The 23,962-nt window shown below is 42.6% G+C and carries 15 protein-coding genes and 1 tRNA gene; 5 read left to right on the forward strand and 11 right to left on the reverse strand.

What is annotated here, in order from left to right; translation table 11 throughout:
* Window positions 1–70: 70 nt before the first annotated feature.
* Together ABJK37_RS22970 and ABJK37_RS22975 are read left to right on the forward strand one after the other, a co-directional pair.
* Entirely contained in the window at window positions 71–1,594 is a 1,524-nt protein-coding gene (locus tag ABJK37_RS22970) for a tryptophan halogenase family protein (protein ID WP_348358677.1), read from the forward strand.
* A gap of 29 nt (window positions 1,595–1,623) precedes the next feature.
* Window positions 1,624–2,292, forward strand: a complete 669-nt coding sequence (locus ABJK37_RS22975) for a putative glycoside hydrolase (RefSeq protein WP_348358679.1) — start codon at window positions 1,624–1,626, stop codon at window positions 2,290–2,292.
* Between the two features lie 233 nt (window positions 2,293–2,525).
* On the opposite strand, the gene ABJK37_RS22980 is transcribed toward ABJK37_RS22975, so the two are convergent.
* The 4 genes from ABJK37_RS22980 to fucP all read right to left on the reverse strand — a co-directional run bounded on the left by ABJK37_RS22980 (window position 2,526) and on the right by fucP (window position 9,990).
* Window positions 2,526–5,078 carry a sugar-binding domain-containing protein gene (locus tag ABJK37_RS22980; RefSeq protein WP_348358681.1) on the reverse strand — a complete coding sequence of 851 codons (2,553 nt, stop codon included), beginning with the start codon at window positions 5,076–5,078 and terminating at the stop codon, window positions 2,526–2,528.
* A gap of 221 nt (window positions 5,079–5,299) precedes the next feature.
* Window positions 5,300–6,820: a tryptophan halogenase family protein gene (locus ABJK37_RS22985; protein WP_348358683.1), complete on the reverse strand. Its 1,521-nt coding sequence runs from the start codon at window positions 6,818–6,820 to the stop codon at window positions 5,300–5,302.
* Entirely contained in the window at window positions 6,798–8,300 is a 1,503-nt protein-coding gene (locus ABJK37_RS22990) for a tryptophan 7-halogenase (protein ID WP_348358685.1), read from the reverse strand. Before ABJK37_RS22990 ends, ABJK37_RS22985 begins: the two co-directional genes overlap by 23 nt.
* Before the next feature lie 265 nt (window positions 8,301–8,565).
* Complete coding sequence (gene fucP, locus ABJK37_RS22995) at window positions 8,566–9,990, reverse strand: L-fucose:H+ symporter permease (RefSeq protein WP_348358687.1); 1,425 nt, start codon at window positions 9,988–9,990, stop codon at window positions 8,566–8,568.
* Between the two features lie 225 nt (window positions 9,991–10,215).
* Here fucP and ABJK37_RS23000 point away from each other — a divergent pair, with 225 nt between their 5' ends.
* On the forward strand, window positions 10,216–11,754 hold the full coding sequence (locus ABJK37_RS23000) for an altronate dehydratase family protein (RefSeq protein ID WP_348358689.1): 1,539 nt from the start codon (window positions 10,216–10,218) through the stop codon (window positions 11,752–11,754).
* A 161-nt stretch (window positions 11,755–11,915) separates the two neighbouring features.
* Here the strand turns inward: ABJK37_RS23000 and ABJK37_RS23005 are convergent, their stop codons facing one another.
* From ABJK37_RS23005 to ABJK37_RS23020, 4 genes are all read right to left on the reverse strand, one after another.
* On the reverse strand, window positions 11,916–12,854 hold the full coding sequence (locus ABJK37_RS23005) for an aldo/keto reductase (RefSeq protein ID WP_348358691.1): 939 nt from the start codon (window positions 12,852–12,854) through the stop codon (window positions 11,916–11,918).
* A 10-nt stretch (window positions 12,855–12,864) separates the two neighbouring features.
* Entirely contained in the window at window positions 12,865–13,695 is an 831-nt protein-coding gene (locus ABJK37_RS23010) for an amidohydrolase family protein (RefSeq protein ID WP_348358693.1), read from the reverse strand.
* Window positions 13,695–14,711, reverse strand: coding sequence for a zinc-binding alcohol dehydrogenase family protein (locus tag ABJK37_RS23015; RefSeq protein WP_348358695.1), 1,017 nt, complete (start codon window positions 14,709–14,711; stop codon window positions 13,695–13,697). The genes ABJK37_RS23010 and ABJK37_RS23015 overlap by 1 nt, the downstream gene beginning before the upstream one ends.
* 536 nt (window positions 14,712–15,247) lie before the next feature.
* On the reverse strand, window positions 15,248–16,024 hold the full coding sequence (locus tag ABJK37_RS23020) for an IclR family transcriptional regulator (RefSeq protein ID WP_348358697.1): 777 nt from the start codon (window positions 16,022–16,024) through the stop codon (window positions 15,248–15,250).
* 527 nt (window positions 16,025–16,551) lie between these two features.
* Between ABJK37_RS23020 and ABJK37_RS23025 the strand changes: the two genes are divergently transcribed.
* Window positions 16,552–16,653 (forward strand): hypothetical protein, encoded by a 102-nt coding sequence (locus tag ABJK37_RS23025; protein ID WP_348358699.1) that lies wholly within the window; start codon window positions 16,552–16,554, stop codon window positions 16,651–16,653.
* Complete coding sequence (locus tag ABJK37_RS23030) at window positions 16,631–16,879, forward strand: sulfatase/phosphatase domain-containing protein (protein ID WP_348358701.1); 249 nt, start codon at window positions 16,631–16,633, stop codon at window positions 16,877–16,879. Before ABJK37_RS23025 ends, ABJK37_RS23030 begins: the two co-directional genes overlap by 23 nt.
* A gap of 165 nt (window positions 16,880–17,044) precedes the next feature.
* On the opposite strand, the gene ABJK37_RS23035 is transcribed toward ABJK37_RS23030, so the two are convergent.
* The 3 genes from ABJK37_RS23035 to ABJK37_RS23045 all read right to left on the reverse strand — a co-directional run bounded on the left by ABJK37_RS23035 (window position 17,045) and on the right by ABJK37_RS23045 (window position 23,775).
* Window positions 17,045–17,134 (reverse strand) — tRNA-Ser (locus tag ABJK37_RS23035).
* 205 nt (window positions 17,135–17,339) lie between these two features.
* Entirely contained in the window at window positions 17,340–20,468 is a 3,129-nt protein-coding gene (locus ABJK37_RS23040) for a TonB-dependent receptor (protein WP_348358703.1), read from the reverse strand.
* Between the two features lie 88 nt (window positions 20,469–20,556).
* Entirely contained in the window at window positions 20,557–23,775 is a 3,219-nt protein-coding gene (locus tag ABJK37_RS23045) for a glycosyl hydrolase (RefSeq protein WP_348358705.1), read from the reverse strand.
* Window positions 23,776–23,962: the final 187 nt, after the last annotated feature.

Below are 23,962 nucleotides of genomic sequence, written 5' to 3' on the forward strand. Positions count from 1 at the left end.
AGCCCCGTTAATCGGGGCTTTGTCAGTAAAAGATTTCATGTTTTCAAACCCCAAAAAGTCGGTTGCTTATATGAAAAAAACAACGCTCACAATATTAGGCGGCGGCACAGCAGGTTGGTTGTCAGCAGCCATTCTCGCCAAAGGCTTACCTAAAGACAGATTTCATATCTGCTTAGTAGAAAACCCTGATATGCCAAGTGTTGGCGTCGGAGAAGCAACAATCCCACCGTTCACCTCATTATTGAAGTATTTAGAGATAGAGGAGAGCTGCTTTTTAAAACGACTTAACGGTACTTTCAAATACGGTATTCAGTTTGAAGATTGGTCTGAAATTGGCAGTCGATACATGCACGCATTTGGAAAAATTGGTACGCCACTTAAGACGCCACAAGACCCGCACCACTGCGAACTTCCTTTCACTCAGGCATGGCTTAAATCGGCAAACACGTTAAAGCTTAACGAAGTCGCCAGTTACATACCAAGCGCGGTAGCAGCCCAAGCCGGAAAGTTTCATCCACCGGTGTTCCCCCCTAAAGATGCCGACCCACAACATTTTTATCCTCTTTCTTTGCTATTTTATGCCTACCAATTTGATGCGACTCAACTCGTTGACCTGTTGAAAGATTACGCGATTGACCACTCAATTGATCATATCGAAGGGATGGTTTGCCGTGTGAATAACAAGCGAGATGGGAACATTTCAAGCTTGAGTTTAGGCGATGGCCGTAAAATTTTCGGCGATTATTTTATTGATTGTTCAGGCTTTCAAAGTCGCCTGAATAAAATGCACTATAGATGTCAATTTGACGACTGGAGCAATGAATTACCCTGTGACTCTGCCATCGCTGTACAAACTAAGCGGGATACCCCCGCCCCTGCTTTTACTAAGTCCATAGCAATGGGATCAGGGTGGCGCTGGCAAATTCCCTTGCGTAATCGTACTGGTAACGGGTACGTATACGCCAGTCAGTTCATATCCGATGAAGAAGCCTTAGCCGAGCTAAAAAAAACGCTAACAGGACATATATTCCTCACACAACCCAAAATCCTGCGTTTTAAAACAGGATGCCTAAAAATGCCATGGTTTCGAAATAGCATAGCCATTGGTCTTGCAAGTGGTTTTATGGAACCTCTTGAATCTACCAGTATCCATCTTATACATAAATACGCCCTTGAGCTAAAGGACGCATTACTTCTAGGTCAAGAGATGCCACTAGAGGCACAACGATTTAATCATCGTTTCTACCAAGAAGCCACGAGCATAAAAGACTTTTTGTTGGCGCACTATCATGTAACAAACCGCACTGACACTCCGTTTTGGCAGCACTGTAAAAATATGCCCATTACTCAGACGTTGAAAACTTACTTGGCCGAGTTTGCTCGAACTGGGTATATCACGTTACCAAACGATAGTTTATTTCCTTTTCAGAGTTGGTTTCAGGTGCTGATTGGACAAGGATATTTGCGAGACTATTCCGCTTTTGAAGACAAACAGTTCGATGCAAAGCAAGTAGAGCCGTTTTTCAATAATGTAAAACTCGCCATACAATCAGAGGTGGCACGTTTAGCTCTGCATCAGTCCTACCTCGAATAATTCCCAAATAGAAAAATACGGTGACATTTATGCAATACATACTAAAATCGAACATGGGTTACACTTTAGCGCTCTTCATTACAGGCCTATTTACTGCACAGGCATTGGGTTTCGGTACGGATCCAGTGTCCAGTTATCTTACTCAAGGCAGGTCAGTTGGCAGTTGGACTGCTTCTATAGGTAATGGATTAAATTACTATATTCCTCTACAGGACCAGCATGCTGCCACTGTGAGGGGAAATCTAAAGGTAAGCCCTGCGACGCAAAATAAGCAGGGGGATTCCCTTCACCTTAAATGGAAGGGCAGAAAGGTCAAGAATGAGTGGGGAGGCAACGCCCTCTACGATAGCACTTTCAGCATAGGTAAAAGTAACGCGGATATTTCATTGGTGAAAGACGTGGCTGCACTGGTACTGAATTTAAAGGTACTACGGGCACCAAATGAATTGACCAAAATCACACTTCAATGTAATAACTCAAACACCTGTATAAGTGAGCTACCTATTAATAATGCCCTGGGAAAATTAAATAAAAATCAATGGCTTAATTTACCTATCCCCCTTAGCTGCTTCAATGGTTCTGAGCTATTTGATTTTAGCAACCTCACCAGCATATCGATTGGTACCCAAGGAAAGATGGAAATAGAGCTTTCAAACTTAGGTTTAGCGCCTCTGCCTGAAGGCGTTACTGGCTGTTAATAGTGGTCCATCGAATTCATCGGTAAAGCGTAAACTTAATGCCCATATTCCTTCATTAGTCTAATGCGACAAAGGAAATCTATGATTTTTCCTTTGCGCTAAATCACTTTTTTGGTCTATGGCTGCATAGCCAGGCGGCGGCACTGTTAACTCCTAGGCATAACTGGCTGCACCCGATACCACTGCTACGCCTGTGAAAATGGCATGATTCAATGAACTCATAGTCCCCTCCCTTATTTACGACTTGTTAGAGAAATAGAAGTAGGCTTCGCACCTGACGTATGAACTCTAAGGGTTATTTCGCCCGGTTCAGCTGTACTTTGAATAATGGCTAACGCACGCCCTTGATGAGGGAATATCTGATCTGAACGTTCGTCTTGGACGCTGAGCTGTGAGCCATTATCTACAGCTAATAAATGGCCTGGACCAGTCACTCTAAATCTCACACTATCATCATGATTGAGCACGGTATTTCCATTTTTATCCACCAAACTGACATGCACATGGGCGACATCATACTGATCTGCTTGCATTTGGGTTTTAGAAGACGTCAGCTCAATTGACGCAATGGATTGATGGGTTTGTAATGCATATTCAGCAACTGGCTGCCCATTGTTGTAACCTACAACTTTTAACTCACCGGCTTCGAAAGGAATCTGCCAAAACAAAATACGGTTGTTGTCGTCACTAATAGATTGCTTGCCAAGTGACATGCCATTTAGGAAAAGTTCACTCTGCTCTGTGTTTGAATAGACATGCACGATAACCTCTTGCTGAAGTTGATAATTCCAGCTGTTCTTAACGTCATACCATTCCCAAGCTCTTAACCACTGCATTTTTTCAATGGGGTGAGCACGTTCGTTGAACACCCAGCCATGTTGTTCATCAAACTGATACTCAGATTCAGCGGCATCTATCGTCGCTAGATAAACCTTCGGCTCGTCAACCCAAAATCCTTCAAACTGATGTCCGCGAGGGGTTTTATTACCTGCATAGTCAAACAGTGAAATCTCTAATCCTTTGCGTGGCCAAGGACCCGCTTCACCTTTGTACGCAAACCCAGTCCAAATAAAAATACCCGGTACAAATTCACGATCTTTGGCAGCTTTCCATTCTGGCCACGTGCCCCAGTTTTCGGAGCCGTAAATTGGTTTGTCTGGGTACATTGCGTGTGCCGCATCGTATTCCTGAGAGCGGTAGTTAAAGCCCGCTACGTCGAGCACGTCAGTATAACCGCTCACAAAATTAACGGAGGGAGTGACCATTCCGGCGGTAACTGGTCGTGATAAATCAAGTTTTTTAACTACGTTTGACAAGTATTGCGCTGTTCGAACCAGGTGATCGACATTCTCTCCATTGTTCTTGTTAAACTCTTTTCGCACTCTAGCGGGATCGTACACAGGAGGACGCTTACCGTGGTAGTTTTTCTCCGTATCATCCCATTGCTGGGAGGCGTTATAATAGGGATAAGTCCACTCTATCTCATTACCAATACTCCACATTATGATAGAAGGGTGATTGAAATCTCGGCGAATCAAATCGGTTAGGTCTCGTTCGGCCCACTGAGGAAAATGCTCAGTGTAGGATTTTACCGCATTTCCCTGCCCGGCATTATCACTAAGGAATACAACACTCTTATCTTTTGGCCGCAACCAATCATCGAACATTTCAGCAATGACTAAGAACCCCATTTCGTCAGCCAAATCGAGTAAACTTGTAGCATGTGGGTTATGAGCTAGTCGCAGAGCATTCACACCGACAGATTGAAGTTTTTCTAAGCGATAACGCCAGATCTCTTTTGGAACTGCGGCACCTACTGCACCTGCATCATGATGCAAGTTTACACCTTTAAATTCAGTACTTTTTCCATTGAGTAGAAAACCTCGATTTGCATCAAACTCAATACTTCTAATACCAAATCGCGTTTGCGTTGTATCGTAAACCTCACCCATGCCCCTTAATGACACCTTAGCGGTGTACAAAGCAGGCTCCTCAAGAGACCACAGTTGAGGGAGTCGCAGCAAAAATTCACTATTAATTCGTGTTGAATGCCTTTGCTTGAGCTTTACGCTAGACTCTGCCACTTCCTTACCATTTGGATCGACAATATGAACATCTAAATACAAAGGTGCACGATTGATGCTAGAGATTTCAGAGAGCACTAATTCAGTGCTAATAGAAATGTTCGCTTTACTGGCGCTCACCTTGGGAGTCAACACTTTCACTCCCCAACGGGCGACATGATTTTTATTAGTTTTTACTAACCGAACATCACGGTAAATCCCCGACCCTGTGTACCATCTGGCGTCATTGTATGCGCTACGGTTCACTTTTACAGTAAGCACATTATTTCCCACTATGGCGAAGGGTGAAAGATCAACAGCAAAACTGCTATAGCCATTAGGGCGCTCCGCAGCAAAGTGACCATTTATCCAAACTTCAGCATTATTGTATATGCCATCAAACTCGAACCACATCGCTTTTTCTAGCTCACTTTTTGTCAGCTCAAATGACTTTTTATACCAGCCTATTCCACCGGGTTTAAAACCCGTACTTGATGCGCCATTTTGCTGAGTGTAGGGCAAATCTACCGACCAATCGTGAGGTAATCGAATTTCCTTCCATACTACGCCACCGGCATTATCCGGAATGAAGGCGCCTTCAGCTTGTCCGAGATGGAATTTCCAATCAAAGTTAAAATCTATTGTTTGTCTTGCTTGAGTACTGGCACAAACATGGCTGCATAGGCAACCCCATAACATGATAATTAGTGACCATTTTTTCATTATCTTATTCCCCTAATGAGTGGCCGGTGAGATTGTTTATCTGAAGATATTATTTGAAGAGTTATCTAAAAAATCACCTAAAGAGTCACACAAAACCGGTAACATATTGTGTGTTTCATGCTAATCGAGCTACAACTGAGTGAATACAATCCTTGCGACGAGAAATAGTAAAATTATGTCTTTTGGTTTCTTTGTATGGCTATACAGAGAAGCAAATTCAGTTAGCTATTTTTGAGCTCAGCAAGTGCCGTATCATGAGGTGGGTAATGTTTAGCACTGGTTTCAACAAAATGTTTTATTTTTTGCATATTAATTCGCATAGGAGCTGGTAGTGCCTCGGATGGTTGTACGCTACTGGGAAACACACCTTTACCTGCTAACAAACACAACCAAGATTCATGACCAAAGAGTTGTAAACTCACAGACTCTTCTTCAAGTACCCTAGGAACACTCTTACCTTGATGCCAGGTTGTTAGGATGCGTTGCAAACGCCTTGAAGGTATATGGCTGCGTGCCGCTTTCCAGTATGCTGTATCGTTACGGCTATTCGCCAAGTAGTGCAATTCAATATAATCTCGCACGCAGCTAAATCTATCACTCAACTTATTGTTGTATGCAGTTTGATTTGAATATCCGTCTTGCTCTTCGCTGTGGTCGATTGCACTAACAAAATCAACAATTGATTGCGTTGTGAAATGCAGAGCGGTGGCTTCTAAAGGCTCAATAAAGCCTTGGGAAAGCCCAACCGCCAAGACATTTTTATCCCAGCCTTTTTCAAAATGCCCTACGCGCATTTTCAGATGGTTAAACTGAGTTCCCTGTGGTAATCCTAAATGTTGTCTGAATTCATCTTCGGCCTCTTCGGGAGATTGGAAACGACTACTAAACACATAACCATTTCCAAATCGATTGGTTAGTGGAATGCGCCACGCCCAACCAGACGAGAGTGCTGTAGATAGTGTCATTGATGGTGTGGTTTCTTCTCTATCAGTTACTATGGTCACTGCAGAGTCATTTAGCAGACTATCTGCAAAGCTGTTATAAGGGACCTTCAAGGTCTTCCCTAAAAGTAAAGAGCGGAAACCGCTGCAATCGACGAAAAAGTCAGCTTCGAATTCTTCTCCAGCTTCTGTTGCCACGCTAGCAATGCAGCCATCGGCCTTCTGATTTACTTGGCTTATGGTCGCCACCTGATGCGTAACATTCCATTGCAAGGCTTTTTTCTTTAGAAATTGAGCCAATAATGTCGCGTCAAAGTGATAAGCGTAAGCCATATCAAAGGGATAATGTTCAGGCTCAATGGGTGCTTTACGTTGCTTGGCTAACTCACTAGCTAATAAATATTGATCTGGATGAGCATGAACATCAAATCCACGGTGTTTCAGCTGAATATTTTGGAAAAATTCGTGTTGAAAATACTCATCTAACTGAGAATAAAAAGGATGGAAATAACTCTCATAGTTTGGGTCAGACGACCAATTAACGAATCGAATTCCCGTTTTATACGTAGCGTTGCAAGCTGGCATCCACTCTTTCGCCGTGATACCTAATTGCTCAAAAAAGCCTTTTATAGAAGGGGTTGTGCCTTCTCCAACCCCTATAGTTCCTATGGCGTCAGACTCAATAATCTTTATGTCTACATCATATCGCTGCCACATTTTGGCTAGGTAGCAGGCACTCATCCACCCTGCGGTTCCACCGCCAATGATAACTATTTTTTTAAACGGTAGTGACGTTTGCATGATTCTGACCTTCGGCGACTTGGCTCTCATGTGATTGAAAATTTAAGCAGCAACCTCTTATTTTTCTGCACATATCTTGAATATTATCGTAAATACTTTCAGCTTTGGGGTGAGGCTTTACATCATTATTAGGATAGTGCCCCAATCCAGAAAATAATGCGTACCAAGCAGTTAACCCATTAATATCAAAAATGGGATCAACGTCGAGATCCTGACCTTTTAACCATTGACTAAATAAGGTTCTACCTATGGGACTAAGCGAGTGAATGTCCTGCGGTGTTTGCCAGTACGGCGAGTTTCGCCTGCTGTTTAATAGAAGCAAAGTATTATAATACGAATGCTCATATATAAAGCGGCTTTTTATTCTGTGATTATAGTTCTTAACTAGATCTGATACATCATCAGGACTTTGGATGCTGGAAATAAAATGCTCAAGCATAGCGAACGTATGTCCAAGCTCATGATCTTCTGTTCCTTCAGTTGAGCCACAAGCTGGGCCTATCGCCAAACAGTTTTTGATCCAAGATTGAGAAGCTAAACATGTTCGACTCTCGCTCAAATGCCGCTGAAGTACATGTTGGTATCCTAAATTAGAGACATGTCGCTCTAATACGTTCACGGCTTGTGCGTCTTGGGTAAAACTGCTGCTGTAATGATATTGAAAATGCACGGTGTCTCGAAGAAAATATTGTTTTACAAAACCGCTATCTAAAGCAGTAGTCGTAATTTCACTGGCGCAGCACTCGGACGCTACAGTAAAACTTAACTTTCGATCATTTACCCTTACGTCTGGAAGGCTCTCTTGACGAAACTCAGGCATGTTTCTAATCAGTAGTTGCGCACTCGCAGTACAGTCAAAAAAGTAGTCTCCAGTGAGTATCAGGTTTTCGCATTCGATGTGCTGTAAGTTTCCATCTTGGTCAAGCTGAAGCGTATCTAGCTCGCACTGCTGCGTATTGATATCGTTCTCTGATGCTACTTTCCGTAACAAACAAAGTAAACCATTGGAATCAACTTGGTACTGGAAATCAGTTTCAAATGGAAAATCCTGAGCTTTAGGAGACAAATTTTTTGTAGCCAGTGCTTTACTAAAAAAGAAATCATCTAATGCTAGATCCAGCTCATAGTGCTGGCGTTTTAATTTGGTCAGTTCAAACATCAATGGACGATGTAAAATGTCGACTTCTGACGTATTGGGTACGCTAAAACTCTGTTCACTAAAGCCAACATAGCGATTATTCAATTTGAACGTAGCGTTGGTTTGACGCATCCAGTTTGCTTCTGCCAGATCAAAATGCGTCATTAGCGTATTAAGCGCTTTGCCCGCTAACATGACTTCAGAAGGGATATTTTCATCCACTTTACCCACGACAGTAATAGCTGCGACTGCCGGGTCGTATGCTTTACGCAATAGTAATGCAGTGAGCAGACCGTGAATGTTTAGCCCTACAATGATGATATTTTGGGGGATTGGTAACACTGGACTGTTGCATCCTTAATCTAGAATTTTGGGTATCCATGACTAAAGCATCTAACGAGCTCTCTATTAAACGCTCAATTAAACACCGTACTTAACTCAATTATAAATTACATATAAATCAAGGTTCTCATATTCAATAAGCTGCGTACATGAACACCCATGTTTTCGCATTTGGTGTCGATAAAATGTCACTAGTTCATCGCTATTTTAGTACTTGTATCGTGCAGCTTCATATTGAGAAACTGCACCAGCCTACCCTTTAACCTTATCGAGCGTATTTATAATGTGCACGATAACCAAATAGGCATATCATCACGAAACAGATTAATGGCAACACAAATGATGTTTGAACAGATGGAACCCCTTCAATAACGGCAGCGCCATCTATCATAGAACCTTGTATTGGAGGCATCAGTGCGCCCCCCACTATTGCCATAACCAAACCTGCCGAAGCCAGGCTAGCGTCTTCGCCCATTCCTTTGAGCGCAATGCCGTATATGGTTGGGAACATTAACGACATACACGCTGAGGTAGCAATTAAGCAGTACAGCCCTGTATACCCTCCGACGAAGATGGTGCCTAGCGACAACACAACCCCACCCAAAGCAAGTAACATCAACAATTGCCCGGGTCTAATGAATCCCAGCAAGAATGTACATATAAAGCGACTTGCTAAAAAGATCCCCATGGCGATCATATTATAACTTTGTGCTTCGGACGCACTTAGCCCTACTGACGTCATGCCGTAGTGAATAACAAACGTCCAACACATAATTTGCGCGCCAACATAAAATGCCTGGGCAACTACGCCTTCTAAATAACATTTATTGGCAAATAAACGTTGAAACGTGTTCTTCAATTCTGTCGTCGTTAAAGGCGCAGCTTGTCCCATGGTTTTGGGCAATTTACTAAACAAAAACACAAAAAACATAATCGCCACCACAACGGCAATTGCTACATATGGACCGCGGACAGTAACGAGATCTGCCGCCTGCATTGCTTGATGCTCCAGTGGATTATTCTGCGCAAAATCAGACAAGGCATGGGTTAACTCACCATCCACCTCTGAAGGTAGCATTTGAGCAAACTCAGGATGAGCTAATTTTTCTTGCTCTCTGAATGCTTCAACTCGCAACTCACTAAGAATATAACTACTCGCTACGAACATTCCAGTTAACGACCCTATAGGATTGAACGCTTGAGCCAAATTTAAACGCTGGGTAGATGTGTCTGGGTGACCCATTGAAAGTACGTAAGGATTTGCGGTAGTTTCTAATAATGCCAGCCCACAGGTTAGGATCCACAATGCAGCTAAGAAATAAGAAAACTCCATATATATCGACGCTGGAATAAATAGGCTTGCACCGATAGCGTACAACCCTAAACCGAATAGAATTCCTGATTTATATGAAAAACGGCGAATAAAAATAGCGGCAGGAATAGCCATTACCCCGTAACCCAAGTAGAAAGCAAATTGCACCAAACTACTTTGCGCATTCGAAATCATAAATATGTCTTTAAACGCTTTCACTAAGGGATTAGTGACGTCATTTGCAAAGCCCCATAAGGGGAATAACGAGGCAACTAACAAAAATGGGACAATATATTTCGCTTCTAAAATTTGCGGCTTATTCCCTTGTTTTTTCTTTACTGACATCGCTTCAACTGTCTGCTCTAATCCGCCCGCCATGTTACCCCCAGCTTTATAAGTAGTATTCTTTTTTTATATGCAAACCAATACAATATAACATTTAACCAAATTAAAATTTACATTGTAATTACTTTAAACTTAAATCATGACCATGTCGACATATCTATGCGCGAAAACCATGAATAAATCAAAGCCTACAACAATCAGTGATTTTTTTACATATAAATAGTATATTTTATATAAAAACACACATAGAGATTTGAAATGCAAGAAATAGTCAGCACAGAATTGTTAACAAAGCCCCAAGACAAGCAAAGGATTGTGCTTAAAGTTCACGCACAAGACAACGTTTTGATAGCGTTGAGAGACTTATTTGAAGGCGAACAAATAATGTACAGCGACACGACTTTGATACTACAAGAAAACATCAAAGCTGGGCACAAAATTGCTATGCGTCATTTTAAAGAAGGTGAAACGGTAATTAAATATGGCTATGGAATTGGCAGCACGACTCAAGCTGTAAATAAAGGTGCCCATATTCATAGTCATAATTTGACTACCAACCTAGATGGCTCAGAAACTTACCAATACGCTCCTGCTCCATTACCTGTCAATGAAATAACTACAGTGCCCACCTTCAAAGGGTATAAACGTAAATCTGGCCATGTGGGCGTTAGAAATGAAGTGTGGATAATCAACACCGTTGGCTGTGTTAATCAAGCGGCAAACCGAATTGCTGAATTGGCGAAAAAACAATTTTCTTGCCGCGCTGACGACTTTATTGCGAATACCCATCCCTTTGGTTGCTCGCAGTTGGGTGACGATTTAAACAATACTCGAAATATATTAGCCAGCTTAATGCAAAACCCCAATGCAGGTGGTGTGTTGGTGATTGGGTTGGGTTGCGAAAATAACCAACTTGATGGGCTAATACGCGCTACGCCCAATATGGATCCTAGTCGTTTACGCTTTTTTAATTCTCAAGAAGTCGAAGACGAAATACAAGTTGGTTTAACACTAGTTGAAGAACTTCTTGATGTTATGTCTGGCGATCAGCGAGAAACAGTTCCTGTTTCTTCCTTAAGTTTGGGCATGAAATGTGGAGGCTCAGATGGTTTTAGCGGGTTAACTGCCAACGCCATCGTAGGTAGAGTTTCGGACAAATTAACTCGCTTTGGCGGGCGAGTCATTCTCACTGAAACACCTGAAATGTTTGGCGCAGAGCAGGTTCTATTGAACAGAGCAAACAGTAAAACTACTTTCGACAACATTGTAAAGTTAGTTAACGATTTTAAACAATATTTTATTACGCAAAACCAACCAATATATGAAAACCCTTCACCTGGTAATAAAGCAGGAGGCTTGACCACATTAGAAGAAAAATCACTCGGAGCAATTCAAAAAGGCGGAAAAGCCATTATCAATGAAGTGATTGACTATGGTCAGCGAGCCTCTATAGGCCAAGGTATGACGCTTCTACAAAGCCCAGGGAACGATGCAGTTTCTTCAACAGCGTTAGCTGCGGCAGGCGCTAATATTGTGCTGTTCACAACAGGACGGGGCACACCATTAGGATTTCCCGTGCCCACAGTTAAAATTGCCTCGAACTCGAATTTAGCGATACGGAAAAAACATTGGATTGATTTTAATGCAGGTAGAATACTGGATGAAAATATCGACATAGACCAATGTGCAGATGCACTTTTTGAATGTATTTTGGCGATCGCATCAGGTCAAAAAACCAAAAATGAAGAAAACGAGAATCGTGAAATGGCCATATGGAAGAATGGCGTCACGCTGTAACGTATACGCCTACCTAGTAAATTTTATACAAAAATGCGCCGGATTATTTGGATTCCGGCGCATAACTAGGGCTTGTACTGGGTCAACATGCAACTAACTCGCAGCTTTAGAAGACAATAACGTAGCCACCAAACAGCGTCATTGTAAGCGAGGAAAAAGCATTATTTATCTTGATTTTGCTCGTACCCTGAAGGCCAAGTACATGGAACATCAGCAAAAATCTGTTGAATTTCAGTCACCAATGACGGCTCAGCTTTTATGGAAGCCCATTCGACGTTTTTGAGTATATTCTCTGGGTTAGCAGTTCCCACCAAAGTAGAAACAATAGATGGGTGATCGATTGCAAACTGCAAAGCTAATGCAGTGATATCGATCCCTTTAGCTTGACACAGACTCACTGCTTTCAAGCTCGCTTGTCTAAGTTGCTCACTTCCTGGATGCCACTGAGGTGCACCACGTTGGGTCAGGAGTCCCATCCCCGTTGGAGAAGCATTAATGATACCAACCGAAGCCTTGTCTAACTCTGGAATGATACTTAACAATGAGTTGTCATAAAGGGCATAGCGACAATAAGTTAAGATACAATCAATCTCATATTGACTGATTACTTCGCTAAACACCTTCAAAGGGTAGCCTGTAACACCAATGTAGCGTATCTTTCCAGCTTCTTTCAGTGCCAATAAACAGGGAATACTCTCTTCTAATACTTGGCGCATATCAGCAAATTCAATGTCATGTAGAAACAGAATGTCAACTTCATTAACACCCAAACGAGAACAGCTTTCATCGAGACTTGATTTGATTCGCTTTTCAGAAAAATCAAAGTCCTCAAAATCAGGTCCATAACGGCCAGCTTTAGTTGACAAAACATACTGCTCTCTCGGGATACCTTTTAATGCCTTACCTAGCACAGTTTCGGCTACTGTATCTCCGTAATAAGGAGACACATCAATATAGTTTATTCCTAAATCTAACGCCGTATGGACCGTCTTTATCCCTTCTTTTTCACTGATGTTTCTAAAAACACTGCCAAGCGGTGATGCGCCATAGCTGACTTGTGATAGGTTAAGATCTGTCTTTCCTAGCTGCCTATAATTCATGATATCCTCATTACAATCGGTAGAATTTCTGAGCATTTAACCCAAATACTTGCTGCGAAAATTCTGGATACAAACGTGCGACATAACGTTCAACAATGCGTATGACTTCAGAGTACGTGGCAGCAAGTTGGCAAACAGGCCAATCGGATCCAAACATGACTCTTTCTGGACCAAAAGCCGAAAATATAACATCCATATAGGGAGTAAAGTCCGCTTCTTGCCAATGTTGGTGATTTGCTTCAGTGACCATGCCGGAAATCTTACAATATACATTTTGGTTCTCAGCAATGGCCGCCATGTCTGCTTTCCACTCATTAAAGTTTTCACCTTTAGCAATATCAGGCTTAGCTATATGATCGATAACTATCCTGTGCGTTGGCAGTTTATCTATAAGCTGACGAGCCTGGGGCAATTGAGTGGCGAAAATAAGCAAGTCATAGGTGTATTCATATTTATGCAGCACCTTCAAACCATCAATGAAGCGGGATTGCAACATGAAGTGGGGATCTGACTCTCCTTGAAGAACATGTCGAAAACCCTTTAATGCTTGAGCGTTTTGCAAGCCTTGCAACTGCTTTTCCAATGATGGGCTCATCAAATCAACCCAACCCACGACACCTTTTATAAAGGGATACTTCTGCGCGAGACTAAGCAGCCATTGAGTCTCAACGATAGATTGACGCGCTTGAACAACAACAGTGCCATTGATCCCCTGTGTTACAAGCTCTGCTTCCAATGTTGCTGGCAAATAATCGTGTTTTAAAACGCTCTCACTTTCGCCAATCCAATCGAATTCATCTGGGTTGTAGACCCAAAAATGTTGGTGTGCATCAATCCTCATTACTCATCCATTTCTACAACGGCTTTAATCACACCGCTTTCTGGTTTTGTCCACTGACTAAAATCATCGAATAGCTCGCTAAATTTTCCTGTGTGGGTGATGAGTGAGCTACTCACTACGGTTCCTTCTTTTAAACAACTCACTACAAATTCAAAATCTTGCACTGTCGCATTTCGACTACCTAACAAGGTCGTTTCTCGCTTATGAAACTCTGGGTCATCAAAACAAATACTTTTCTTAATAACACTGACGAATACGATTTTTCCACCATGAGCTAAATTAGTGAAGGTAGACTGCATTGCGTTGACGTTGCCAGTGCAATCCATTATTACCGTTGGATACTGGCCATCAGTCAATACCGCTAACTGCGCATTTACGTCACCTGACGCGTCCACTACACCGTCTAAGTTGTATGTCTCTTGGCAGAGCCTAAGCTTGTTTTCTATAACATCTGAAACAAACACTTTAGCTCCTGCAACCTTAGCGAACTGCGCAGTACTTAGTCCGATTGGCCCAGCTCCCTGCACCAACACAGTGTCTTCATTGGTCAATTGCGCACGCCTAACGGCATGCGCTCCAATGGCAAGGCATTCAATTATCGCCATATCGTTAAACGAAAGCCCATCAGCGATAACAACCGCAGAAGCTGGTACAGATAAGTACTCACACATGCCGCCATCTCTGTGCACCCCTAATACTTCAATATTAGTACAACAGTTTGGCTTGCCATTGTTACACGCAACACAATCACCGCAGCTGAGGTAGGGAATTATATATACCGATGCCCCTAAGGGTAAATCAACGCCTTCACCGAGAGAAGCGATAGTGCCTGACAATTCATGCCCTAAAACACGCGGGTATTCAAAAAAAGGCTGATTACCGCCATAGGCGTGTATGTCTGTGCCGCAAATACCGATGGATTTAATTTTAACTAAAACTTCGCCTGCGGAGGGGGAAGGTTTTTCAACTTGTCTTTTTTCTAAGACACCGGGCTCAATACATACGATAGTTTTCATTAAAGGGGATCCTAAACGGTCATTTGTTTTACTTTAGTATGTGAAAATCATAACACTTAGGGCGAAAATTTCTAACTTTATTTTTGTATATGAATGCAATTATTTATATTTAAGATAATATTTATTTAAATATGATTGTAAACCTCAGTGCTTAGCGTGAATTAATCCTCCAATTTATACCCTAACTATTTAGATATATTCGTCAACGCCTTAGTCCCATAGCGTTATAAGGAATAAAAATAGGGGTTACATATAAAAACAAACAAAATTTATCTATAAATGCACCCTTCAATACATAAATCCAAATAATCGGAGTTTGCTAGAAAGTAAAGGTGAATTTGAAAAAAAGCTAATGGATAGCAGGCAGTGAACTCAATTAATGGATAGATATTGGTGGCGCTGCAGCGCGCTATTTCAAGCCGCCACTTAGTAAAGTAATACTAGATGGCGATAACAAAGAAGGAGAATAGAGAGAAAGAGCGAAAGAGCGAAAACATAAAGCTAACGCTCGTCATTTTAACATGTAACTAGGGTACTTAAAGCTTGCGCACGATCCCGTAGGTGACGGCTTTGGAAATTTCTTCTGCCGCAATTTTGAGCTCTTTTAACACATCATCGATACCCATGATTTCAGGAATACGCATGATATATGGGATAGTCAAAGTGGCAACCGCATGATCAGAATCAATGATCGGATAAGACAAATCAGTGACCCCATGTACGAACGCACTTGGAGCTTTCAAATATCCTTGCTTTGCTACTTTTTTACAGTCTGCCATGAACTGTTTAACTTCTTCTGGGCTATGATGCTTCTCAAGTAAGTTAATCATCGATTCTTTCTTTTCTGCCGACTGATTCACAAACAAAATTCGGCCCGACGCTGCAAAAACGATAGGACGTCGGTAACCTACTCTAACCGAGTATGACAGGTTACTTGAGGTTTCAGCCCTAGAAATAACAACAATCTGCTCTTGGGATTCAACCGCAATATGACAAGACATACTGGTCTTTTCTGCAAGAGAACGCATGATAGGTTGAGCGTACTCCAAAATATCCTTAATTGGCTCATGCTCAGTCCCTAACTGCAACAACCTTCGTGTCACCTGATATCCGTCAATATCCTCACTTTTTTCAATGTATCCTCGTTGCTCTAGGACTAAAATCATCCGATAAATTTCAGCATTTGAGCGACCAAGTTTTTCTGCAATTGTAGAGGTACTCAAAGGGGTGGCGTCTTTAGACAGTAGCTCTAGAATATCGAGTCCCTTTTCTAGAGCTGGCGCGGAGTACTTCTTCGATGATGTCACTTCCATATTTAAAACCTTATTAGTTAATACTGTTACTTATAGCTAGACAATATTGCTCGCTATTTTTCAAATACAAAAATTGAAAAAGCATATATCAATTTTAGAGCCTTTTAAGTGGATGTCGATAGCTTTATGCAAAAAAGACCTATCAATTTAACAAAAACGTCATCAATAAAATGTTGAATGTTTACCTTAACAGCTTAGTTATTTTATATTTAATTTTAAACTATCATATACAATAAAATAAGAGCGATGTGTTGAACATAGACACTAAGGTGCTGTTGGTTTTAGTCACACTTGGTGTAAATTGGGGATGCGAGTCAGTTTCTAGGCCAGTTGGCGCCACACACACAGCACTACAATATCCTTTATATTATGTCGAATGATCACGCAGCTCACGCTGTTGGCACCTATCAAGACCGCCTAACTATATGCATGGAAAAAGCTTCAAAATAGCATTGTTTTCTCAACCTCCTTAGCAGTGGCGCGCAGCTAGTTACTTCCGCTATTGGACACACAGAGCTTATCATGATGTGCCGGCCCACTTTGGGGTTAGAAGTAAGGATTTTAAACTGGTTTTCTACTATGGGACCAACCATATGGACTCGCCTTATGCGTTCTACGACAAAGCATAGCTTTAACGGACGTGCGACCAATACCATTGATACACCGATTGCATGGGAGTTATACGACCTTAAGAATGATCCTAGTGAACAGAATAATGTTTATGGGGATATTCGCTACGCCAGCGTTATGGCTAGCTTAAAATCTGAACTAGTTAAACAACGAGAAAAATATGGCGAAATAGACACGAAATACCCACACATACAAAGTATTATTGACCATCATTGGAATGGTTAGCGTCTACCAAAATGACCTAGTAACTTTTTCATAATACTGGATGCACTGTCTTGCCTAAAGAGCCGAACGGAAGTCTACGTTGACCTCATGTTGGCCAGCCAAGTAAAATTGGCTTAGATTAGAATCAAAAAGCCCCTGCGCGAAACGAAGGGGCTTTTTGTAATTTGGCGGAGAGAGAGGGATTCGAACCCTCGTTAGGTTTAACCCTAAACACACTTTCCAGGCGTGCGCCTTCAGCCACTCAGCCACCTCTCCAAATTTTGACTTTAAAAGTTCTATTGTGCTGACTTTCAAAGCGCGGCGTATGGTATGGAAATCATGCCCATGAATCAAGCTAAAACCTTAGTTTTAGTCTAATTTACCTAATCAAATGCCAAATAAACTGAAAGCGACAAGGATTGAACGTCTTAAATACGCCAAAGCCCTCCTAAGAGGGCTCACTTTAGAGCAATCGGTGTAATTACAACTTCATTTGTACACCTAGTGTTATGCGACGCTCTGCATAACGTCTACTGTCTACGTTTTCTGTCCATTGGTGATAATCTTCTTGGTATTCTTCGGTGAGGTTAGTACCTTGCAAAGATACCGATACCATTTCGTTTACGTCATAACTCACTGATGCATCTAAGTAACTAGTTGCTGCTGTCCAGTATGCAAAACGGTAGTTACCTTCGTATTTGACACCATTGAACATTTTACTGCGATAGTTATGGGCAATTCGGGCTTGGATACCGTCTTTTTCATACCAAAGCGCTAGGTTGGTTTGAGTTTTAGAGTTGGCGATCCCTGGCAATGGATTACCATAATAATCTAAATCAGTGCTTTCACTAGGTGAATAGGTGTAGTTAGCAGTGATCCCAAATCCGCTGATAAAACCATCAAGAAAATCCAACCCTTGTTGATAACCAATTTCAAAACCAGGGTCACTCCAATCACCTTCAATATCGAAAGTTTCTGTGGTTTGAATCGGCACTGTACCTGTAAATTCCCCAGTGGTGAGGTTATAGCCCCGTACTTCACCGTCGCTGTCGACTATGTCATCACGTTCGATTAATGAGGTTCTGAACTGGGTATTTCCTTTCACCATAAACAGACCTACGTTGAGCATGCCCGTTTGGCTAAAATACCACTCATAAGACATTTCGATATTGTCGTTACGGTTGGGTTGTAAATTAGGGTTACCTGCTTGACCGCCGCCGGTGGCACAAAAAACATCTTCACCGGCGCTGTTTTTAATCTCACAGTTTTTAACGCGATTCACTGTTAAGCCGCCTGCGAGTGAATCGGTATTATGCGTCGAGACTGTTTCTGTATAGGAAAAGCGTAATATTTGCTCTTCATCTAAATTCAAGGCTAAATTAATAGCGGGTAGAAAATCACTGTATCCGTTGATTGTATTCACTTTATTACCATCAGGCTGCAATACGCCGTTAGATATCAAATACTCTTGACCGTTAAAGGTAGCCACAGAGCCTTGCAACGCTTCACTTTGCACTATATCGAACTCAGTTTTAATGTATCTAAAACCAATATTGCCTGTATAGCTGAAACCGCCGATTTCGCCTTCTAAATTTGATTGCAAATAAAAGGTTTGAGTGACGTCTTCTAAAACATATACGTTGGCCGCATCGGGGGCTAACACATTTGTACCGTACATTTGTTCGTGCCAAGCAATGGGGTCTTTCATTGATTTGGGATCAATAAAGTAGAAGTTTTCTAGTCCGGCAGTGCCTTTAAAGTCACTGATTTGTTTGATCATGCCTAATTCGTTTAACTCGGTATACGAAATAGGTGGTATGTAAGATTCTAACGTAAGCGGCGCTTGAGTGGCGGTATCTTTCCAGCGAGCTAAAAAAGCATCTCCGTAAGCATTAGTACGAGCTACACCACCGTACCAACCGTCTTTTTTCACTTCTCTCGTAGCATGGCGCACTCCAAAATCAATGGATGTCACCATAGGAATAGCGTCAATATCCAATAGGTAAGTACCATCTACGCGAAAGATGTCTAGGTCTGCATTGGTAAATTCACCATATGAATTAGCAGACTTATTACTGTAGCGATTTAAATTACTTCCAAAGGCTTCTGTTACCACTTCGCCAGTGACTGCATCGGTTACTTGTACATCAGCAAAATTCCATGTTTGTAAACCATTTGCATAAGAAATACTCACTGGATTTTGAGTATAGTCACCCGCTGGTGTGCCGTCGGGTAATTCTGCTGGTAATCCCACGTATCCCCATGGGTTGGCATCACTGATGTATTCGTTGCCCGGTCCGTGATAAGTGTCTCCAATCTGTTCACCAGATAAAATAAACGAGTCCACTATACTACGAGCGCTGTCATTGGCGGCTTCTCCGTGGACCCAGCGGACACTGGCAGAAAAATCACCGCCGTTATCATAAGTTAATTCTAAGTTGGTATTCAGCGCTTCTTTGTCAACTGCCCAAGTTTGGTTATGGGCTTTGACTGATCGCGCTTGATAATCTGCAGCTTGCACCGAGTAGTAATTACCCTCCCCCACCACAAACTCACCATCTTGATTGGTAATATTCGGATAAGCCGTAGTTTCGGTAGGTGTAAACCAGCCTGTAACCCCTTGCCAAGCTTGGCTCGCTACTATGCCAGCGAAGTATTGATACTCTTGTAGTTTGGTATAAAACACATCGCCAGTTAACTGCAGTGCATCAGATATTTGATATTGCAGCGACGCATTTAGCCCCGTTCTTTCGCGTTCAATAAAACGATTCGCAGCCTGATGACCTTGAAAGCTGTAAAATACATCGTTGACGTCTCCGTCACCATTCACATCAACATTGTCTTGCACAAAATTAGATGTCTCAGCGGCGTTAAAACTCCAACCACCATATCGACCAGGCTCGCCACCTTGTGAACCTAAAGTGTAATCGGCTAGATAACTGTCTGACCGAGACACGTTAAGAGAAAAACCAAAATCGCTATCATTGTTGTAACCCAAAAAGGCAGACAATGAAGGATCCGTTTCTTTTCCTAGTGATCCTCGAGAGGCCTCTACTTTACCTAAAGCCGTCCAGCCACTTTCCAACAAGAATGGTCGGTTAGTTTTTAGATCAATCGTTCCCGCCAAACCACTTACGACATTGTTGGCCTGCGAGGATTTATACACATCTAGACCAGACACCATAGTAGAAGGAATATCTGCGAAGTCGGGTGTAATAGTGGTGATATTGCCTGCTGGCAACATTTGCTCACCGTTTAATGTGGTAGCAACATTGCCGTTACCACGAATGTTAACTAGCGCCCCTTCACCACCAGAACGGGTAATTTGTACACCTGTTATACGTTGCAAAGAATCGGCAATAGTAGAATCGGGCAACTTACCTATATCTACCGCTGAGATTGAGTCTATTACACTTCCCGCAAAACGTTTATTTTGCATGGATTGTATTAAAGAGCCACGGATGCCGCGTACCACTATAACTTCGTCTTCTGACTCAGCTTCAGCGGTCGCTTCATTTTGTTGTGCCAGTGCTGCGCCAGACAACATGAGACTTGCGGCGATGCTTGCAGACAAGATATTGCGATTAAATGTTCTATTTTGGAAAGACATATTCATTCCTTTTCTTATTTTTGTAGGCGGCATCGGGTTTAGGAAAACTAGATGCATCCGAGTAATCACTTAACGTCGACGCTTTGAACTATTCAAAACGTACGTTATCAATGAAGAATTGCGCATCTTCGCTGCTGTTGTTTGGAGCTTGAAACCTGACACCAAAGCCTTCGAGTTCGCCTACAGTCAGGTCGATACTCAATTCCACCCCACCTTCGGTTACAGGTATGGCTTCAGGCCAGCTTTGTTCGCCTTCTCCTTTCCAGAAAATATGCGCATTCACATCCGCACCGGCATTTAAGGCGTTAACATTGATCTTCATAGTGGTGACATCACCTAGCAATAAACCACCACTTGGATAAACTTGGAACACAATGTCGGCAGTATTGGCGGTGCTGGCTGACAAGGCTTGTTTGCCTTCAGCAGACCAGTCTGATGACAGTTGAATGCCAGTCGTGGGCGCCCAACTCACTTGGAACTCCCAGTTTTTGGAGCCTTCAAAATCGTAAATGACCGCATCGTCCAAACGTACATTGTCCAGATAGAACCTAGCGTCTGTCGCCGCGGCATCGATGTTTTCAATTTGTAAACCTAAGCCTGCAAGCCAAGTATATTCAGATACATCAATTTCGAGCTCTAAACCGCTATCGCTAATGGCGATAGCGCCTGCATCTGCCCAGGCCCAATCGTCACCGTGTTTAACGAATAACTTAATAGTCGTAGCCGCACCAGCACCAACAGCATGAGCGCTGAGTTTTAATGTAGAAATGTCGGTTACATCAATACCACCAGCAGGATAAGCTTGGAACATCACACCTGTGGGGTCAGTTTCTTGTGACAAGTCTTTAATGATGGTCAAAGCGCGGCTACCACTGCTTGCCCAATCGTCAGTCACAGTTAATCCAGGTACGCCACTCCAGTTGATTTGTGACTCCCAGCCTGATGTTTCAGGTTCAAAGTCATAAATCACTGCGTCGTCTAAACGTACGTTATCTAAGTAAAACTCTGCTGCGGTGGCTGCTGCGTCAATGTTTTCGTATTGGAAACCCAATCCTGCAAGCCAATCAAAACCCGACACATCCACTTCAAGCTCAATGCCACCATCTACAATTTCTGCGGCGCCACTGTCGGCCCATGCCCAATCATCACCGTGCTTAACAAATAATTTCACTGTGGTACCTGCGCCCGCGTTAATGGCATTGGCACTGACTCTTAAGGTGGTAACGTCACTCACATCAATACCGCCAGCGGGGTACACTTGAAACATTGCCCCGGTTGGCTCAGTTTCAGCGCTGAGGTCTTTAACTAACGTTAAGGCGCGAGAACCACTGGTTTTCCATTTATCTGAGGTTGAGATCCCAGAGGTAGGTGACCAATTAATTTGTGCTTCAAAATTTTGGGTACTGACTTCGAAACTTTCCCAAAGGCCTGCTTCGACTTTATCTCGGCCACCAGGAATATCAGCCAAATTAATCACACCATCAAAAGCATAATTGCTATCGATAATGGCGTTATCTATGCCATCTGGGCCATATTGGTCAGAAGAATTCCAAGTGATAAAGAATGACCACCAGGCATTTTGCTCATGCATTAGTGACACATTAGGAATAGTGCCAGTTTCTGTTAGGGCAACTAATTTTTTACCGTTAAAGCGGTCTTTTAATGTTGCATATTGCGATCCAAATGGTGCATCTGGATTAGCCCCTGCGTAGCCGTCGTAACCCACAATATCGACGTATTCATCACCCGGATACCAATTGCTGTCTAACTCGCCTGCATGGGTAAATACCCAAATCAGGTTATTTAAACCGTGGGTATTAGTCATACGGTCAAACATAATGATCCACAACTCTTTTAAGGCATCGGCCCCGGCATTACCCCACCAAAACCAAGCGCCTTCAGCTTCATGTAAGGGGCGCCATAACACGGGGATTTCAGCATCATTGAGCTTTTTAAGCTCTGCAGAGACGGTATCTATATCAGCCAGCAAAGCCGCGTATTCTGCACTGCTTTTATCAGCTAATGCAGCGGCTAAATCAAAGGTTGTGGCTTTACTATAAAAACCAGACCACCAAGCTTGTTCACTGCTTCCCGACACGTCACCTAGACCATCACCGTCGGCGTCAGTTAAGTGCATTGGCGCATTCCAATGCCATAGCGCAGATAAGATGACATTCTTTTCTTCATGCTGGGCGATCATGGCCTCTGTTATGCCTGTCACGTCTGTGCCATTGCTCACTCGGCTTGCAGACATATCAATATAATCAAAGGCGACAATAGCGGGTGCATCATCACCCGTTGCAGTCACGACTTTATCAAACTCGGTTAACCCAAATTGATTGTCTTTTACTAGGTATTCGGTTTGCCCAGACAAGGTACTGACACCATAGTGTGTAGTGAGATATTCCATCAGAGTGATTGCTGAGTCTTGGGCATTGGGATTAACTAAATTGGGGGCTACAGCAAGGGGCGCGGGAGGTTGCGCGGCAGGCACAGTCATGAGGTAATCTAAACGATAATAATTCCAGCCTCCGCCCACTTCAATGATATTTTCACCGGCGTTAAGCTTTATTACGCCAACACGGTATTCAGAAAAATTCCCTGTTGCGTCTACTGTGATTTCGTTTTCGATGCCGTTCACGTTAACGATAGCCACTTTACTTCCATATCCGCTCGATGGAATACCAAAAGCGGCGTATAACGTCACAAACTTATCTTCTTCAGCGCTAATGCTAAAACTTACGGACGCACCAGGAGTAATATCTTCGGTATGGGAGCCTGAAGCCCCTGAAAGGTAATTTTCACCTGAAGACACCGCATTAACAGCCGTTAACGTGGCAACACTTTCGTCTTCAATTTCGTAGAAAACCTTAGTAGCAGGATCAAACACGGTGATACTAGTAGAAGCCACAATTGGCTCATCCGCTGCGTTTAAGGCTTCAGTGCCGTCAGCATTTAATGCTTTAACTTCAAACTCAAAGGTTTCAATGCCCAGTACATCAGGCGCAGTAAAGGTAATAGCAGTGGACGTCCAATCAGCCACCCCTTCAATGGCCGTTCCCGACGTTTGGGTCCAGAGCATAGTTTGCCCTGCTACAGTGCCAACTAAACGGGCACTAATGGTGACATCTGAGTTGGGCTCGTATTCAGCACCTTCAGTGGCAATGATACCCAATGGGCGTTCTTCAGGCGTATAAGTCACTGTATCGGTATTTAGCTTTGCCTCATCAACACAGCCCGTGGTTATGCCAGCTACTAAAGCAAATAACATTGCTCCTACTGGTTTTATGCTTGTTTTAAGTCTCATTTTTAGCCTCTAAAAGTAGCTCAAACTATTGTTAGAATTTTCCCAACAACAAAATGAACCGGTTCACTTTGTTTGTATAAAAAAACCGGAATGCTTCATATAAACAAAGTGAACCGGTTTACATTTGTACGAATAAATTAATCTATCTGAACAGGATATTCAACCTTTTTCTTACAAAAAGTTAACA

This window comes from Paraglaciecola sp. (assembly GCF_039964565.1).
GTDB lineage: Bacteria > Pseudomonadota > Gammaproteobacteria > Enterobacterales > Alteromonadaceae > Paraglaciecola.

Coding starts and splice junctions, on each gene's coding strand:
- fucP (WP_348358687.1), bottom strand. CDS start 9,990: ATGGCGGGCGGATTAGAGCAGACAGTTGAAGCGATGTCAGTAAAGAAA.
- ABJK37_RS22985 (WP_348358683.1), bottom strand. CDS start 6,820: ATGCAAACGTCACTACCGTTTAAAAAAATAGTTATCATTGGCGGTGGA.
- ABJK37_RS22980 (WP_348358681.1), bottom strand. CDS start 5,078: ATGAAAAAATGGTCACTAATTATCATGTTATGGGGTTGCCTATGCAGC.
- ABJK37_RS23040 (WP_348358703.1), bottom strand. CDS start 20,468: ATGTCTTTCCAAAATAGAACATTTAATCGCAATATCTTGTCTGCAAGC.
- ABJK37_RS23005 (WP_348358691.1), bottom strand. CDS start 12,854: ATGAATTATAGGCAGCTAGGAAAGACAGATCTTAACCTATCACAAGTC.
- ABJK37_RS23000 (WP_348358689.1), top strand. CDS start 10,216: ATGCAAGAAATAGTCAGCACAGAATTGTTAACAAAGCCCCAAGACAAG.
- ABJK37_RS23020 (WP_348358697.1), bottom strand. CDS start 16,024: ATGGAAGTGACATCATCGAAGAAGTACTCCGCGCCAGCTCTAGAAAAG.
- ABJK37_RS23045 (WP_348358705.1), bottom strand. CDS start 23,775: ATGAGACTTAAAACAAGCATAAAACCAGTAGGAGCAATGTTATTTGCT.
- ABJK37_RS23015 (WP_348358695.1), bottom strand. CDS start 14,711: ATGAAAACTATCGTATGTATTGAGCCCGGTGTCTTAGAAAAAAGACAA.
- ABJK37_RS23010 (WP_348358693.1), bottom strand. CDS start 13,695: ATGAGGATTGATGCACACCAACATTTTTGGGTCTACAACCCAGATGAA.
- ABJK37_RS22970 (WP_348358677.1), top strand. CDS start 71: ATGAAAAAAACAACGCTCACAATATTAGGCGGCGGCACAGCAGGTTGG.
- ABJK37_RS22975 (WP_348358679.1), top strand. CDS start 1,624: ATGCAATACATACTAAAATCGAACATGGGTTACACTTTAGCGCTCTTC.
- ABJK37_RS23030 (WP_348358701.1), top strand. CDS start 16,631: ATGCGTTCTACGACAAAGCATAGCTTTAACGGACGTGCGACCAATACC.